Source organism: Marinomonas piezotolerans (assembly GCF_003362755.1).
GTDB classification, from domain to species: domain Bacteria; phylum Pseudomonadota; class Gammaproteobacteria; order Pseudomonadales; family Marinomonadaceae; genus Marinomonas; species Marinomonas piezotolerans.
In genome coordinates, this window is record NZ_QKRA01000002.1 from 168,396 (window position 1) to 184,490 (window position 16,095).

Consider the following 16,095-nt stretch of genomic DNA (forward strand, 5'->3'; position numbering starts at 1 on the left):
ACACCCGATGGGCGTGCAGTGCACGCCCTCATCATCTCTAGGCCCCGATTTATGCCGCTGGCCCGTCTTGATATTTCTCACCTGCGTAATTTAACTGCTGTTCGTTTTGACCCCTCACCTCATGTAAACATCATTGTGGGCGAAAACGGCAGTGGTAAAACCTCCATCTTAGAGGCCATTCATCTTCTGTCGTTTGGACGCTCATTCCGCAGCCACAAACACAAAACCTATATTCAGTATGAACAGCCTGAGTGTGTCGTCTTTGCACAACTCGAGCAGGACCAACAGCCGCGGATACCTGTGGGGATTAAGCGAAGTCGTGATGGCGCGATTGAGGTTCGTATTCAAGGGCGCGCTGCCCAGTCCGTCGTGGAGTTGGCCGAGCGTCTCCCCGTGCAATTGATTAACCCCGATGCGTTCCGTCTACTAGAAGGCTCCCCTAAGATTCGTCGGCAGTTTGTCGACTGGGGCGTGTTTCATTTCGATGATCGATTTATTAATGCCTGGCGAGACTGGCAAAAAGCGTTAAAACAGCGGAATAGCTTACTCAGACGTGGTAAAATATCGGCCAATTTACTAGCTGCGTTCGATCAAGAGCTGATTCGATTGGGTGAATATGTGAATACCGCGCGCAAAGCATATGTTGCCGCCCTCACGCCTCATTTTGAATCCGTTTTACAGCAGTTAGCCGCAGGTCTCAGTGTGCAGCTTAACTTTTTTCAAGGTTGGGATGCGCAAAAAACGCTGAGCGAAGCGATTGAGCACAGCTATCAGCGAGATATTGATGTTGGGTATACCAATACGGGACCGCAACGGGCGGATCTTCGTGTTAAGACGCCTTCGGGGGATGCTTTAGATACTCTGTCTCGAGGCCAGCAAAAGCTGGTGGTATCGGCGCTTAAGATCGCGCAGGGCCAATTGTTAATTGAGCGTGGTCGTCAGTTAGTATTCTTGGTGGATGACTTACCCGCCGAGCTGGATGCTAACCATCGACGTCGGTTGTGTCAGTTGTTGGAATCACTGAACAGCCAAATATTTATAACCAGCGTTGGACCAGATAGCATGGATTTTACTTGGTCTGATCAGACAGACGTTCGTCATTTCTCGATGAATCAAGGCGAATTGTCCCAAGCGAGCAAAGGTTTGCAGGAGAGTTAAATGAGTGAAAATAATTACGATTCGTCCAGTATCAAAGTGCTCAAAGGGCTAGACGCTGTACGTAAGCGTCCCGGTATGTATATCGGTGATACAGATGATGGAACAGGTCTGCACCACATGGTGTTTGAGGTGGTGGACAACTCCATCGACGAAGCGTTAGCGGGTCACTGTGACACGATTAAAGTAATCATTCACCCAGATGAATCCATTTCCGTATCTGATAATGGTCGTGGTATTCCGGTTGAGATGCACGAGGAAGAAGGTGTATCAGCAGCCGAAGTCATCATGACGGTCTTGCATGCGGGTGGTAAATTTGACGATAACTCTTACAAAGTTTCTGGTGGATTGCACGGTGTGGGTGTATCCGTTGTAAATGCTCTGTCGGAAACTGTTACCTTGACGATTCGCAAAAATGGCAAAGTCTACGAGCAAAACTACGCTCATGGCGTACCACAATCCCCATTAGCGATTGTCGGTGAGTCAGATGGCGCCGGTACCACGGTACATTTTAAACCGTCGGCAGATACTTTCTCGAACATCTTATTTGTCTACGACATTTTAGCGAAGCGTCTTCGCGAGCTGTCATTCCTTAACTCTGGCGTGGCGATCAATCTAAAAGATGAGCGTACAGGTAAAGAAGAGTTTTTTAATTACGAAGGTGGCTTACGTTCCTTTGTAGAACACTTAAATACCAACAAAACACCAATCAATGATATTTTCCATTTCATTTGCCAACGTGATGACCTTGAAGATGGCATTGCTGTCGAAGTCGCGCTGCAATGGAACGAAGGCTTCCAAGAGAATATCTACTGTTACACGAACAATATCCCTCAGCGTGACGGCGGTACCCACCTAGCTGGTTTCCGTGGCGCGTTGACACGTACATTGAACAACTTCATTGAGTCTGAAGGCCTAGCGAAGAAGCAAAAAGTGGCTACGTCTGGGGATGACTGCCGTGAAGGTTTAACGGCAATTGTGTCTGTTAAAGTGCCTGATCCGAAGTTCTCTTCTCAAACGAAAGATAAATTAGTGTCGTCAGAAGTGAAAACGGCCGTTGAGCAAGAGATGAGTAAGCGATTCGCTGAATATCTTTTAGAGAAGCCTGCGGAAGCGAAAATTATTGTTAATAAAATGCTGGATGCCGCGCGTGCTCGTGAAGCCGCACGTCGTGCCCGTGATATGACTCGCCGTAAAGGTGCGTTAGATATTGCTGGCTTACCAGGTAAATTAGCAGATTGCCAAGAGAAAGACCCAGCACTTTCTGAAATCTACCTAGTGGAGGGTGACTCGGCAGGTGGTTCTGCCAAGCAAGGCCGAGATCGTCGTACCCAAGCAATCTTGCCGTTGAAAGGTAAGATCTTAAACGTAGAGAAAGCACGCTTTGATAAGATGTTGTCGTCTGTCGAAGTTGGCACGCTGATCACGGCATTGGGTTGTGGTATCGGTCGTGACGAATTTAATGCTGACAAATTGCGGTACCACAGCATCGTTATCATGACCGATGCTGACGTGGACGGCTCGCATATTCGTACCCTTTTACTGACCTTCTTCTTCCGTCAAATGCCAGAAATCATCGAGCGTGGCCATATTTTCATCGCTCAGCCACCGCTGTTTAAAATCAAACGTGGTAAACAAGAGCAATACATCAAAGATGAGCCAGCGCTTGAGCAGCATTTGATTGAAGTCGCTCTAGATGGCGCTAAATTCTTTATCAATTCAGATGCGCCTGGTGTTCAAGGTGAAGGTCTAGCGAAATTGGTTCGTGACTACATTCGCATTGAAGAAGACATAGATCGATTGGCTCGCGTGTATCCAAAAGATGTTATGAATAAACTTCTGTACTGCAAACAGCTTAAGACTGAGCAGCTTAATGATGAAGCCGCTGTGACAGCATGGGTTGAAGCTTTGAGCGGTCAAATGCCGTTAGACGTACGCACTGGTTTCCGTTTTGATTTTGGTGTTGAGAAAGATGCGGAGCGTAATCAATACTTACCTGTTGTAGACATTATGTCTCATGGTGTGAGTACACGTTATCGCTTTGAGTCAGCTTTCTTCACGTCGCCAGAATACCTGCGTATCGTGGCGATGTCTGAAACGGTAGATGAGCTATTTGATGACAGTTCATACATTCAGCGTGGTGAGCGCAAAGAGACCGTCACAACGATTGATGGTATGAAAGCTTGGTTGATGAAAGAAGCGTCGCGTGGTCTGACAATCCAGCGTTATAAAGGTTTGGGTGAGATGAACCCTGAGCAGCTTTGGGAAACCACGATGGACCCTGATGCTCGTCGCATGCTTCGTGTCACCATTGATGACGCCGTGGCAGCGGACCAAATGTTTACGACTCTAATGGGTGATGAAGTGGAACCGCGTCGTAACTTTATTCAAGACAATGCGCTAACGGTTGCAAACTTAGACGTTTAAAGTAAAGCAAGTTATCGAAGCAAAAGGGCCTAATAGTTAGGCCCTTTTTTTGTGCTAGCACGCACCCGAAGTTGTCAGTATGTTACAGCGCAACTTTAATGCTGTCCTGAATGGGCGTTGTTGGGCGACCAATCAGTGTGGATAGCGTGTGGCTGTCGTCAAATAAAGCACCTTTTGCCGCACCGGTATCTGAATCGGCCAAGATCTTGGCAAAGCCCTCAGGTAGGCCCACACTTACTAGCACTTTTGCATATTCGGCTTCGGGCAGGTCTTGGTATACCACCTCCTTACCGCTTATCTTAGCAACATGTGCTGCGTACTCTGTAAGCGTGAACGCTTGATCTCCCGCTAACTCATATACCTTGCCTGCTTGGCCTTCAGAAGTGATAACAATCGCTGCTGCATCGGCGTAATCTGCTCGAGTGGCTGTAGAGTATTGACCGTCGCCAGCACTGCCTAAGACCGCGCCGTGCTCGACCGCCATCGACGCGCCCATGGTGTAATTCTCAGAGTACCAGCCGTTGCGTAATAGAACATGAGGTACACCCGATGCTTTTAATGCCGCTTCGGTTGCTCGGTGCTCTTCTGCCAAGGCTAAAGGAGAAGTGTCTGCGTGTAAGATACTGGTGTAAGCAAGTAACTCTACATTCGCTTCTTTAGCGGCATCGATGACGTTTTGATGTTGCGCAGCACGTTGACCTACTTCGCTTGAAGAAACCAATACGACTCGCTTGACGCCAGCCATGGCCGACGTGAGCGATGCTGGGTCTGTGTAATCAGCTTGACGCACTACGACACCTAGATCTGCCAAATGAGTCGCTTTTTCAGGATTACGAACCGCTGCGACGATATTTTCAGCTTTGACACCGCTGGCGAGTATGCTTGCCACGATCAGTTGACCAAGTTGACCTGTTGCACCTGTTACAAGAATCATTATGAACTCCTTTTAATTGGTAAGTGTGTGAGACCTAGGTTAAGCTATATGCTTACTTAAAGTAAGTACGCACAAAAAGGTAAGTATGAAAAAACAAGGCTCGATAGACAGTGTAGACGTTAGATTTGATCGAGGTGATGTGTTCTCGGATCAATGTCCATCGCGAGAGGTATTACGTCATGTGACAGGACGCTGGGGCATGCTGGTTTTTTTTGCACTGCGCGATGGCCAGTTTCATCGCTTTAGTGATTTGCGACGGATGATAAAAGGTATTAGCGAAAAAATGCTGGCTCAAACGCTACAACAGTTGGAAGGCGATGGTTTCATTGATCGTGTTGTCCATCCTGTCGTGCCACCGCACGTAGAATACCGGTTGACGCCTATGGGGGCTGAATTTTCAGAGCGTGTAATAGATCTCATAAGCTGGCTAGAAGACAACCTTTTAGATATTTTAGATCGCCGTCACCAAGCGTAAAAATGAAAAAAAAGACCCTGTGAAGCAAGGTCTTTCGTAAACATGATGTAAGTGCTTACTATGTCTGTAACGCTTTAATTAAGAGTATTTATGTAGCGTCGCAATGGCGAACGCGGCTAAATCTGTGTAAATATCAAAGTGGAAATCGATGTTCTTATACTGCGTTTCTCGGCCATTACCTGTGAGCACTAAAACGGGAGCACAGCCCCTAGCCTGCCCTGCTTGAAGATCGCGTAGTGAATCGCCCACCATAATGGCTGGCTGCTCTGTAAAGTCCATACCGAGGGATTTCTCGATCGCTTCAATCATTCCGCTTTTGGGTTTACGGCAATGACATGCGTCATCTGGCCCGTGCGGACAGTATTCTATGCCGTCAATTTGGCCTCCCTCAGCAGCCACTAGATCCGACATCTTTTGATGCATTGCTGCAAGTGTTTCTTCACTGTAGTAACCACGTGAGATTCCTGATTGGTTTGTGACCACGTATATTTTGAAGCCCGCATTACTTAACGCTGCGATGGCTTTGATACTGCCTGCTAACGGAATCCACTCTTCCACTGATTTCACATAGTCTTTTGAATCTTGGTTAATAACGCCATCACGGTCCAAAAGAATGATTGGCTTTTGCTGCACCTTCATATATGTCCTCAATATCGACATTAATTTTCCGTCAGTATAATGAATTCGCGTTGTTGGTGCTGGGGTTTCATGTGAAACAGTTATTTTTATTTTGACCTTTGATATACGTTACAATACGCCAACATCAATAATTAAAGTTGTTTGTATGTCTGACTCTACACCCTCTTCCTTTATTACGCGCTTTCTAAAAGTCATGGGGAAGCTTCCCCTTCCGTTTGTCCGATACATTGGCCGTATTGTTGGTGTGTGTTTATTACGCTTTGATCGACGGACACGTCGGGCGATTGATCGCAACTTAGAGCTTTGCTTGCCTAACCTAGATCGGGAGCAACGTGCTCGTCTACGTAATGAGCGTTTGGCACATATAGGTCAAACCTTTATGGAGATGGGGCACATGTGGACCAAAGATGTTTCGACCATTTTAAAACATTGCAGAGATGGCGACGGAGCTGATCGTTTTAAAGAAGCGGTAGCCGGTGACGGAGGCGTCATTGTACTTGCTCCTCATATTGGAAACTGGGAGGTATTGAACGCATACATCAGTGCTATTCGGCCTTTAACAGTGATGTATCGACCGCATAAAAACCCAAGTTTGGATGCGTTTATTTTGGCAGCACGAGAGCGTTCTGGCGCGGAGTTAGCACCCACTAATCGCCGTGGTGTATTGCAAATTATGAAGGCGTTGAATGCCAGTGGTGTGGTGGGAATTTTACCCGATCAGGTGCCACAGAAAGGCAGCGGTGAATTCGCCCCTCTCTTTGGTCATCGAGCTTATACCATGACGCTTGCCAGCCAACTGGCATATAAAACGGGAGCAAAGGCATTTGTTGTGGGCAGCATGCAAACCTCTAAAGGGTTTGAAATTGTCGCGCATGAAGTGGATGATCGTTTCTATTCAGAAGACACTCAAACCTCGCTTACGGGCCTTAATGCATCCATTGAGCGGTTAGTGAAAGTGCGCCCTGGTCAGTATCAATGGGAATACAAGCGCTTTAAGGTACAACCTGATGGCGCTTTGAATCTCTATCGCGAGAACACCTAGCCGATCATCGTAGGGAGGGCAGACTCGTTTAACCGCCTGCACTGCCTGCCTACGCTTCAGCAATATCTGCAAATACGGCTTGGCGACAAACTCCTGCCAGATCTTGGGGGGCCAGTCCGATATCAAAGCCCCTTTTACCACCACTGACGTAGATCTTTTTGGAAGATAAAGCGCTCTCATCAATCACGGTTGGTAGGGCTTTTTTTTGCCCTATTGGGCTAATTCCTCCAACGAGGTATCCAGTAATACGCTCTGCCTCTTTTGGCTCCGTCATCCGAAGCTTTTTGACGCGGAGCGCCGCTGCAGCACGTTTTAAGTTCAGTAGCCCTGTTACGGGAACGATTGCTACAAAAACACTTTTTTCGTCGGTAACGAGTAGTGTTTTAAAGACCTCTTCGGGATTCAATCCGAGCTTTTGCGCAGCTTCCTCGCCATAGTTTTGACTAGCCGGATCATGATCGTATTCATGTTGAGTGAATGGTATTTTCTTTTTCTGTAGTGTTAACACAGCGGGTGTCATGGTGCGCCTCGGGGTTGGAAGACAGAGCTATTTTTGCCAAAACATTGGCGTAAATAATACCAATAGAGTAAAGACTTCTAAACGGCCAAGCAGCATAGAAAAGCAAAGCATCCATTTGGCTGGGTCATTGATCGACGCAAAGTTTGCAGAGACTTCGCCTAGGCCCGGACCTAAGTTATTGAGAGTCGCCGCAACCGCCGACCACGCGGTGACTTGATCAATTCCCGTCGCCATTAGGCCAATCATCAGCATCACGTACACTAATAGGTATGCTGAGAAGAACCCCCATACTGCAGACACCACACGCTCTTGTATGGCTTTGCCGCCCACTTTTACTGGGATCACTGCATTGGGATGCACTAGACGTTGGATTTCTCGAAAACCTTGTTTAAGAATCAACAGGATGCGGATGACCTTCATGCCGCCTCCAGTCGAGCTGGCACACCCCCCCGCAAAGGACGTGACGATGAGAAGGAAGGGTAGAAAATGTGGCCACACGGAAAAGTCGGATGTGCTGAACCCCGATGTCGTTGCAATCGATACGGTCTCAAAGACTGCGTAACGCAATGAATCACTCCACTCATAGGTCGAAGTGAGGATCAGTACAAGTGTCGCTAAGACGATTGTGCTGAGTAGTAGAAAGAAGAAGAAACGCGCTTCGGGGTCTTTAAAGTAATGCCAGACACTTCGAGTGCGCCAAGCGTAGAAGTGCATACCAAAGTTGATGGCCGAAATAACCATAAATACCGTACAAATAATCTCAATGGTGACACTGTTAAAGTAGCCAATGCTCGCATCGTGGGTGGAAAACCCACCAATAGCAACTGTCGAAAAGCTGTGACAGATGGCATCAAATAATGTCATACCGGCTGCCCAATAACCGATCGCACACAGCAACGTGAGCGTTGCGTATATGTACCAGAGCGCCTTGGCTGTTTCGGCAATGCGAGGTGTCAACTTGGAGTCTTTTACTGGGCCTGGTGTCTCCGCCCTGTATAGCTGCATGCCCCCAACACCCAGCATGGGCATAATGGCGACTGCCAAGACAATGATACCCATACCGCCTAACCACTGTAGCCATTGGCGGTAGAATAGAATCGACTGAGGTAAATCATCGATGGCAGTTAGAATGGTAGCCCCTGTGGTGGTTAAACCTGACATGGATTCAAACAGAGCGTCCGTGTAGCTGAGATCAGGGGAAGTCGTTAATAGAAAGGGTACAGAACCAAATAAGCCTAACGTCGTCCAGAATAAGACCGTTACCAAGAACCCGTCTCGTATCTTGAGGTCTCCGCGATGATTTCGGAAAGGAAACCAAACAACCAGGCCACCGACTAAGTTAATGATTAAGGCATAAACAAACGCCATCAATGCACCATCATTGTATATCAGTGACACGACGATAGGTGGCAAAAGCGCAACGCTGAAGATCATAATCAACAAGCCGATGACGCGTAGGATTACCTGAATATGCATGATGTTTTGGTGTCCATTAACTTAGGTGTTATGCGCGCCCTTGTCTCTATGGCGCGCCGTTTAATTTAGTTTATATCGTTAGTAGATGTTATTGGCTAGCGTCCTAGAAGAACGTTAGACCTACCTGGAATAGCTGCTCGACCGCGGGAATTTGCTTCTTATTTGAAACAAATATAATGACATGGTCTTCTGCCTGAATGACAACATCACCTGTCGCGACGATGATGTCATCATTGCGAACAACCGCACCAATGGTGGCACCTTCCGGTAAATTCAAATTGGCAATTGCACGGCCGACTACTTTTGAGGAGCGATAGTCTCCATGCGCTACCGCTTCTAATGCTTCGGCAGCGCCCTTACGCATCGAATGTACGTTTACGACATCGCCTCGGCGGATATACGTCAGCAAGGAACTAATGGTGGTTTGCTGTGGCGATATGGCGATGTCGATCATGCCCTCTTGAACGATGTCGACATAAGCTGGGTTATTGATAATGGTCATGACGGTGCGAACCCCTAAGACCTTTGCCAGCATTGATGACATGATATTAGCTTCGTCATTATTTGTGATGGCACAGAAGACATCTGTCGATTCTATGTTCTCTTCCAATAGCAATTCTTGTTTCGACGCATCGCCGTTCAAAACGATTGTATTATTGAGCGTTTCGGATAAGTAACGGCATCGCTCTGGGTCACGCTCAATGATCTTAACGCGATACTCTTTCTCAAGACTTTGAGCAAGGCGTTCACCGATGTTGCCACCGCCAGCAATGATGATGCGACGATACGGAGTGTCTAAAGGGCGAAGTTCACTCATGACATCTAAAACGTCGCGCTGTGCTGTAAGGAAAAATACTTCGTCATTTGCATGGATTAGCGTATTGCCATCAGGTTTGATGGATTGGCCATTGCGGTAGATAGCGGCGATACGCGTTTGTATCGAAGGCATGTGCTCTTTTAAGTAGCTGATAGGGCGATCAATCAGCGGACCACCTTTTTCGGCTTTGACCACGACAAGCTGTATTTTCCCTTCGGCAAATTCCATGACTTGCAGTGCACCTGGGTAGCGGATGAGACGGCTTAAATGTTTGGTGACTTCTTTTTCTGGGCTAATGCGCACATCCATTGGCAAGGCCGTATCCCCAAATATTTTTGGGTATTTTGAGTAAGCGTTTGACCTAACTCGACCAATTTTTGTTGGGGTTTTAAACAAGGTGTGAGCCACCTGACAGGCGATCATATTGGTTTCGTCTTGGTTGCTTACTGCGATCAGCATATCTGCATCATTACAGCCAGCTTGGTCTAATACGTCAGGGTGGGAGCCACTTCCTTGAACCGTTTGAATATCGAGCCGATCTTGAAGCTCTCGAAGACGATTGGCATCAGTATCGATCACCGTAATATCGTTGTCTTCATTTGCCAGATTTTCTGCAAGGGTCGCCCCTACTTGTCCCGCGCCAATTATGATGATTTTCATTACTTGCCTTTGTGCTGATCGTCTAAGTGCATCCAAAATGGGTGCGATGAATAATGCCCAAAACTGCTCTTCATTTTAAACGTGATTGCATGAAGTTTTAATGTGCAATAGGTGAATTATTACTTTTATTTTTCGTTGATATCATTTGTGATGAACATCCTATTTGGGGGATGTTTTTATTAAAGAATGATCAATCATATTTGCATCTACAAAGGCAAAGCATGTTTCATGTGAAACATGCTTCGTCGCTACACTTGAATATCACAGTTTTCTTAACAAGCAATAGTAGAAGCCGTCTTGGCCTTTTCGACTTGGAAATATCTGCATACCATGGCTAACTTTTTTTCCGATGCCCATATTCAAGTTAGCGTTAAGGTAGTTCAACGACACTTCTTCTGCGTCTGACTGTGCGTTTAGAAATTGCTCCATCTGTCGCTCATTCTCTTCAGGCATTAAGGAACAGGTAGCATAAAGCATGACGCCCCCCGTCTTTAATGTCTTCCAGACAGCTTCAAGTATGCCCTTTTGTATGATGACCAGTTCATCAATATCTGCGGGCTTTCTATTAATCTTGATATCTGGATTACGTCGAATGACGCCAGTTGCGGAGCACGGTGCATCAAGAAGGACCTTATCAAACGGTTGACCGTCCCACCACTGATCGAGCTCACTAGCGTCACCGCAGATTAACTTTGCACTGAGACCAAGTCTATCTAGGTTGGATTCAATTCTTGATAGTCGCCATGTCTCTAGCTCAACGGCAGTCAGGTCCAGCTCATTCGCTCGCTCAAGAAGGTGTCCTGTCTTACCGCCTGGCGCAGCGCAAGCATCCAATAGTCGTTCACCTTGTTGGGGTGATAGAATCATCCCAGCAAGTTGCGCTGACTCGTCTTGTACGCTTGCATAGCCATCAAAGAATTCAGGTAACTCATTCACAGAAACTGCTTCATCTAGGTACAAACCTGAATCTGAAAAAGGCGTTTCACGTGAAACAATACCCTGCTCTTCCAGTTTAGCTTTATATGTTTCACGTGAAACCTTAGCGGTATTGACTCGGATGCACATGGGCGGGCGGGCATTGGTTGCTTCTACAATTTGCTCGAATTCACTCCCCCAGTGTTTGTTCAAGCGTTTGATAAACCACTTAGGTAAGTTGTATTCCATGGACGGTTGAGCGTCGAGTCGCTCAATAATGTCGTCGTGTTCACGCTGATATCGACGCAAAACGGCATTGATGAGTTTGGTTGCCCAGTCCTTTTCTAACTCGCGACACAATTCAACTGATTCGTTGACGGCGGCATGATCTGGGGTGTGCATATGGGTAATTTGATAGAGCCCCATTAGTAAGGCTGCATACAAATCAAAATCTTTCTCTTCGAATGGCTTAGTCAGTAAACTCAATGCAATACTGTTGAGCTGTGGATAATAGCGACAGACGCCAAAACAAAGCTCTTTAACTAGACTCTGTTCGTCAGGATCAGCGCTCGCAATCTGTTTGTTAATCTGAGTCGATAACGAGCCTCTTTGCAGTAGGACTTGCTCCAGTATTCGAGCACTGATTAAACGAGCAGACGTATGACTCATGATGTACTCTCCTGCCCTAGTATGTTGGCAACCCGAAGTTCCTCTTTGAATTTACCATTTAAGGCATCTTGAACCGACATCCGCTTGCCGCCTGGAAACTGTAGCTCGGTAATCAATATCGAGCCTTTGCCGGTAGACACGGCAAGTCCTTCTTGACTGACCATGGTGATTTCACCGTTTTCAAAATCTTGATTATCAGTGTCCAACAATGTGGCAGCATGTATCTTCATGGTCCCACTGGATGTTTGAGTATAGGCGCCTGGCCAAGGCAGCAAACCGCGGATCTTACGACTGATGGTCAACGCGTCTTGGCTCCAATCAACAAGACCTTCCTGCTTCGTCAGTTTGTCAGCGTAACAAGTAAGACTCTCATCTTGAGACTCTCCGTTTAATTGACCTACTCGAAGCGGCTCAAGTGCTTCGAGTAATGCTTGGCCTCCAAGTAAGGCTAAACGATCGTGCAGTGAACCTGATGTGTCTGTGGGCATAATGGGGCACTCTTTCTTGAGCAGCATGTCCCCTGTGTCGAGCCCCACATCCATTTGCATAATGGTGATTCCTGTGACGGTGTCTCCTGCAATCACGGCTCGATGGATAGGGGCTGCTCCGCGCCAACGAGGTAGTAAAGACGCGTGAACATTAATACAACCGAATTTAGGTGTATCAAGTACGGCCTTCGGTAGAATAAGCCCGTATGCGGCGACAATCATAATGTCTGCATTGAGGTCGGCTAAGTCCTGACGGTCCTGATTGGCTTTAAAATTGAGTGGTTGCAGCACTGGAATATTATGCTTCATAGCAAGCTGTTTAACAGGGCTAGCGACAAGTTTATGGCCGCGGCCTGCAGGGCGATCTGGCTGTGTGTATACCGCTACTAGCTCATACTGATTAGCTTCTTGAACGTCTATCAGTGCTTGCAGACTTGCTGCGGCAAAGTCCGGTGTCCCTGCAAAAATAATGCGTAATGGAGAAGTGTGTCGTGTCGTCATATTTAGAGTTAACTTCCGTAACAAAAAATCAGGCCGAAGCCTGATTTTAAAAAGTGTGTATCGAGTGTCCCAATTAATGTACTGAATTCGGCTATATTCGAGAGAGTTTTAAGCGCGCTTCTTTTGCTGTTTTTGCAGTTTAGTTTTGATGCGATTGCGCTTAAGGGGCGACAGATAATCTACCATCAGTTTTCCATCAAGGTGATCGATTTCATGCTGGACGCAGACCGCCATTAATTCATCAGTGTCCATCTCAAATCGCTCACCATGACGATCAAACGCTTTTACTTTGACCTTGGCTGCACGGTAGATATGTTCGTAGTAGCCTGGCACAGATAGGCAGCCTTCTTGGAACTCATTCGGCTCGTCATCTAGTACTTCAAATTCTGGGTTAATAAAGACAATTGGGTCGTTACGTTCCTCAGAAAAATCCATCACCACAATGCGGTAATGATAGTCTACTTGGGTAGCGGCCAGACCAACGCCCTGCTCTTCGTACATTGTATCGAGCATGTCATCAATCAACGTTTGTAGCCCTGCATCCTCAAATTGAGTCACAGGTTCAGCGACCTTACGAAGTCGCGGATCAGGGTATTCTAAAACAGGTAATACAGCCATATCGATATCCAATAACGTAATGCATGTGCTTAGCATTCTCTTAATCTGATTTGAGAAGCCATTTCTATCGCTCTATTGTAACCTAAGATTAGGAAAAGAGTGTCATGGCTGTGGCTAAATTTTGTGCAATATGCTTAAATACCGCGCGAATTTAGGCTGTAATGTGCCACGTTACAGCTCCCCATATTTTAATCTCTAATGCTCGCAAAGGATTGCCGCATGAATACTCACCACTTTGGCCTGTCATCTGAATGTTGGTTGGCCTTAAGCTTTATCCCAGGTATTGGGGCGAGTCGCTTATCTCGCTTATGGACCTACCTTTCGACATTGGATTCTGAGAACCAATCTAGCCCAAGTTTATTCGATGATCCGCTTCCCTGTTCAGAAGCGATCGACTACAGAACTCTACGAGCTTTGGGATGGAGTGAGCACGCCGCAAAGATGGCCGTTCGCTATCTCTCGCAACATGTTTTGCCCTACGAGGCAGAGAGTCAGCTTGAGCTTACGCAGAAGTGGTTGGAGCAGTATGATCAGCGCATTGTTTTCAGAGGTAATACGGAATATCCCCGATTGTTAAATGAAATTGCTGTGCCGCCAACGTTTCTGTACGTCAAAGGCAATGTGCAAGCTTGGCAAAAACCCACCATTGGCATAGTGGGGGCTCGGGAAGCCTCTGGCTATGGTCGTCAGGTTGCTCAAGCTTGGGCCCAGCAACTTTCCGAACAGGGGTTTTCTGTCGTCAGTGGCGGCGCTCGAGGTATCGATACGTTTGCACACAGAGGAGCGTTGGCAGCCCGTGCGCCCACGGTAGCCGTAATGGGAACGGGTCTACATCACTGGTACCCTCGTCAAAATGCGCGAATGTTTGAGTCGGTACTAGAGCATGATGGAGCACTGATTAGTGAATATTCACTAACTACAGGTGTTAGGCCGAATCTATTTCCGCCTAGAAATCGCATCATAAGCGGTATGAGCTTTGGTGTGTTGGTGGTAGAAGCCTCGGAAAAAAGTGGCTCGTTAATCAGCGCGCGGTATGCACTTGACGAAAATCGAGAGGTATTTGCCCTTCCTGGGCGGATTGGCGAACCGCAAGCGACAGGAACGAATCAGCTTATACGACAGGGTGCGACCTTGGTCACCTCGGTCGAAGACATACTGAGCGAATTACCTAGGGGGCTTCGATCACCTAAAGAAAGCGCTGCAATCAAAGGAGCGGTTGAACGATCCGAGCCAGATGTTTCACGTGAAGCCTTGTCACTATTCACCCTACTGCAACAGGAGCGCATTGCCATGGATTTTGATGCGTTGATAAGACTGACCCAATGGCAAGCGCCTGACCTCTCTCAGGCGCTCATGGAGCTTGAATTGGCGGGCGTACTTAACAACGCGCAAGGACAGTATCAAATTGCCTTAGAGGCGTCTTAGTCAGAGCTGAAGATATCGCGCTTAAGTTGTTTAATGTCTCGACGCTCTTTCTTATTGGGGCGATGGTCTGCCATGATTCGACCGCCAAAAGACTTATGCTCGATTGCGCGACGCTCGCGTTTTTCAATAGAATCTTGAGTTTCAGCGTAGAGCAATTGGGCTTCAGGCGCGCCGCGGCGTTGTTCACTTAGACCCTTAACTTCGACGGTGACTTCGTCCCAGCCTTTGCGTATCGTTATCAAGGCGCCGAGCTCAACATTACGAGCGGCTTTGCCTTTGGCACCGTTGTACATTACCTTGCCACCGTCAATCGCTTCCTTACACAATGAGCGTGTTTTAAAAAAGCGTGCGGCCCAAAGCCATTTATCTAATCTTACTGCTTGTGATTGCGACTGTTTTTCTGCTTTACTCATGCTTTCTGCTTTACTTATTGAAAGTGGGCATACAAATGATGAAACCAAAGAATTAGTACCTTTATGCTGGATGTAAGTCGTCACCCAACCTTTAAGGCATTGCAACAAATCATACACAATGCTGCCGATGTGATCATGGAGATTTATCAGAAAGCCGACCTTGGTGTCGTGCAGAAATCTGATGATAGTCCTGTGACGGCTGCTGATATTGCAGCAAACCAAATCATTATGGAAGGTCTAACTGAATTAGCGCCTGAGATACCGATTCTATCGGAAGAAGTCGTTGTCTCATTCGATGAGCGCCGAGAATGGCAGGAACTGTGGGTAGTCGACCCTTTGGATGGCACCAAAGAGTTCATCAAGCGTAACGGTGAATTCAGTATTAACATCGCTTTGGTTGTTGAAGGGAAGCCGGTCTTAGGGATGGTCTACTTACCGACAACGGGAGAAGGCTACTTTGGTGTGACCAAAAGCTGGCGTGGTCTGCCTGAAGGGGCGATCAAATGGCATGGTCAAGACATAGAAGAGATTTCAGTACGTGAGCCGAGAGATCCGCTGGTCGCGATGACCAGTCGAAGCCACGGTCCTTCCCTTCCTGAAGATCTTAAAGCCACCCTCAAATCAGCTTACGATCAAGTACGAGAGCTACCTAAAGGCAGCTCAATTAAAGGTTGTCGCATTGCCGAAGGTATTGCGGATCTGCATCTTCGCCGAGGCCCGACAAGTGAGTGGGATACGGCTGCTCAGCAAGCGATTATAGAAGCCGCTGGCGGCTTGCTGGTTGATCCGACAGGCGAACCTTTCCGTTACAACCAGCGTGATAGTCTACTCAATGGCCACTTTATCGTAGCAGGACCAGAGATCGCTCCGATAGTGCTCGATTGGTATAAGCAATCTGATGAAGATAATTAACCGCTTCTG

At 47.2% G+C, this 16,095-nt stretch carries 15 protein-coding genes; 6 read left to right on the top strand and 9 right to left on the bottom strand.

Translation table 11 applies throughout. From position 1 onward, the window contains the following. Window positions 1–51 precede the first annotated feature (51 nt). Together recF and gyrB are read left to right on the top strand one after the other, a co-directional pair. Window positions 52–1,158 carry a DNA replication/repair protein RecF gene (recF, locus tag DN730_RS04745; protein ID WP_115466968.1) on the top strand — a complete coding sequence of 369 codons (1,107 nt, stop codon included), beginning with the start codon at window positions 52–54 and terminating at the stop codon, window positions 1,156–1,158. Then, the gene (gyrB, locus tag DN730_RS04750; RefSeq protein ID WP_115466969.1) at window positions 1,159–3,582 is read left to right on the top strand and encodes a DNA topoisomerase (ATP-hydrolyzing) subunit B; all 2,424 of its coding nucleotides are present in this window, start codon (window positions 1,159–1,161) and stop codon (window positions 3,580–3,582) included. A gap of 82 nt (window positions 3,583–3,664) precedes the next feature. Here gyrB and DN730_RS04755 read toward each other — a convergent pair whose 3' ends face one another. After that, window positions 3,665–4,516, bottom strand: a complete 852-nt coding sequence (locus DN730_RS04755) for an SDR family oxidoreductase (protein ID WP_115466970.1) — start codon at window positions 4,514–4,516, stop codon at window positions 3,665–3,667. Window positions 4,517–4,601: 85 nt separating this feature from the next. Between DN730_RS04755 and DN730_RS04760 the strand changes: the two genes are divergently transcribed. Beyond that, window positions 4,602–4,991, top strand: coding sequence for a winged helix-turn-helix transcriptional regulator (locus tag DN730_RS04760; RefSeq protein WP_115466971.1), 390 nt, complete (start codon window positions 4,602–4,604; stop codon window positions 4,989–4,991). A 78-nt stretch (window positions 4,992–5,069) separates the two neighbouring features. On the opposite strand, the gene gmhB is transcribed toward DN730_RS04760, so the two are convergent. Continuing rightward, on the bottom strand, window positions 5,070–5,630 hold the full coding sequence (gmhB, locus tag DN730_RS04765) for a D-glycero-beta-D-manno-heptose 1,7-bisphosphate 7-phosphatase (RefSeq protein ID WP_115466972.1): 561 nt from the start codon (window positions 5,628–5,630) through the stop codon (window positions 5,070–5,072). A gap of 145 nt (window positions 5,631–5,775) precedes the next feature. Here gmhB and DN730_RS04770 point away from each other — a divergent pair, with 145 nt between their 5' ends. Next, complete coding sequence (locus DN730_RS04770) at window positions 5,776–6,672, top strand: lysophospholipid acyltransferase family protein (protein WP_115466973.1); 897 nt, start codon at window positions 5,776–5,778, stop codon at window positions 6,670–6,672. A gap of 49 nt (window positions 6,673–6,721) precedes the next feature. Here the strand turns inward: DN730_RS04770 and ybaK are convergent, their stop codons facing one another. From ybaK to def, 6 genes are all read right to left on the bottom strand, one after another. Continuing rightward, the gene (gene ybaK / locus DN730_RS04775) at window positions 6,722–7,192 is read right to left on the bottom strand and encodes a Cys-tRNA(Pro) deacylase (RefSeq protein WP_115466974.1); all 471 of its coding nucleotides are present in this window, start codon (window positions 7,190–7,192) and stop codon (window positions 6,722–6,724) included. A gap of 27 nt (window positions 7,193–7,219) precedes the next feature. After that, on the bottom strand, window positions 7,220–8,668 hold the full coding sequence (locus tag DN730_RS04780; RefSeq protein WP_115466975.1) for a TrkH family potassium uptake protein: 1,449 nt from the start codon (window positions 8,666–8,668) through the stop codon (window positions 7,220–7,222). Between the two features lie 103 nt (window positions 8,669–8,771). Beyond that, window positions 8,772–10,145, bottom strand: coding sequence for a Trk system potassium transporter TrkA (gene trkA / locus DN730_RS04785; protein ID WP_115466976.1), 1,374 nt, complete (start codon window positions 10,143–10,145; stop codon window positions 8,772–8,774). Between the two features lie 261 nt (window positions 10,146–10,406). Then, entirely contained in the window at window positions 10,407–11,729 is a 1,323-nt protein-coding gene (gene rsmB, locus DN730_RS04790) for a 16S rRNA (cytosine(967)-C(5))-methyltransferase RsmB (RefSeq protein WP_115466977.1), read from the bottom strand. Continuing rightward, the gene (gene fmt, locus DN730_RS04795) at window positions 11,726–12,718 is read right to left on the bottom strand and encodes a methionyl-tRNA formyltransferase (RefSeq protein WP_115466978.1); all 993 of its coding nucleotides are present in this window, start codon (window positions 12,716–12,718) and stop codon (window positions 11,726–11,728) included. The genes rsmB and fmt overlap by 4 nt, the downstream gene beginning before the upstream one ends. 108 nt (window positions 12,719–12,826) lie before the next feature. After that, the gene (gene def / locus DN730_RS04800; RefSeq protein ID WP_115466979.1) at window positions 12,827–13,336 is read right to left on the bottom strand and encodes a peptide deformylase; all 510 of its coding nucleotides are present in this window, start codon (window positions 13,334–13,336) and stop codon (window positions 12,827–12,829) included. A 219-nt stretch (window positions 13,337–13,555) separates the two neighbouring features. Here def and dprA point away from each other — a divergent pair, with 219 nt between their 5' ends. Beyond that, on the top strand, window positions 13,556–14,761 hold the full coding sequence (gene dprA, locus DN730_RS04805) for a DNA-processing protein DprA (protein WP_115466980.1): 1,206 nt from the start codon (window positions 13,556–13,558) through the stop codon (window positions 14,759–14,761). Here the strand turns inward: dprA and DN730_RS04810 are convergent. Next, on the bottom strand, window positions 14,758–15,174 hold the full coding sequence (locus DN730_RS04810) for an RNA-binding S4 domain-containing protein (RefSeq protein WP_115466981.1): 417 nt from the start codon (window positions 15,172–15,174) through the stop codon (window positions 14,758–14,760). The genes dprA and DN730_RS04810 overlap by 4 nt on opposite strands. Window positions 15,175–15,237: 63 nt before the next feature. On the opposite strand from DN730_RS04810, the gene cysQ reads away from it, so the two are divergent. Next, window positions 15,238–16,086 (top strand): 3'(2'),5'-bisphosphate nucleotidase CysQ, encoded by an 849-nt coding sequence (gene cysQ / locus DN730_RS04815; protein ID WP_115466982.1) that lies wholly within the window; start codon window positions 15,238–15,240, stop codon window positions 16,084–16,086. Window positions 16,087–16,095 lie beyond the last annotated feature (9 nt).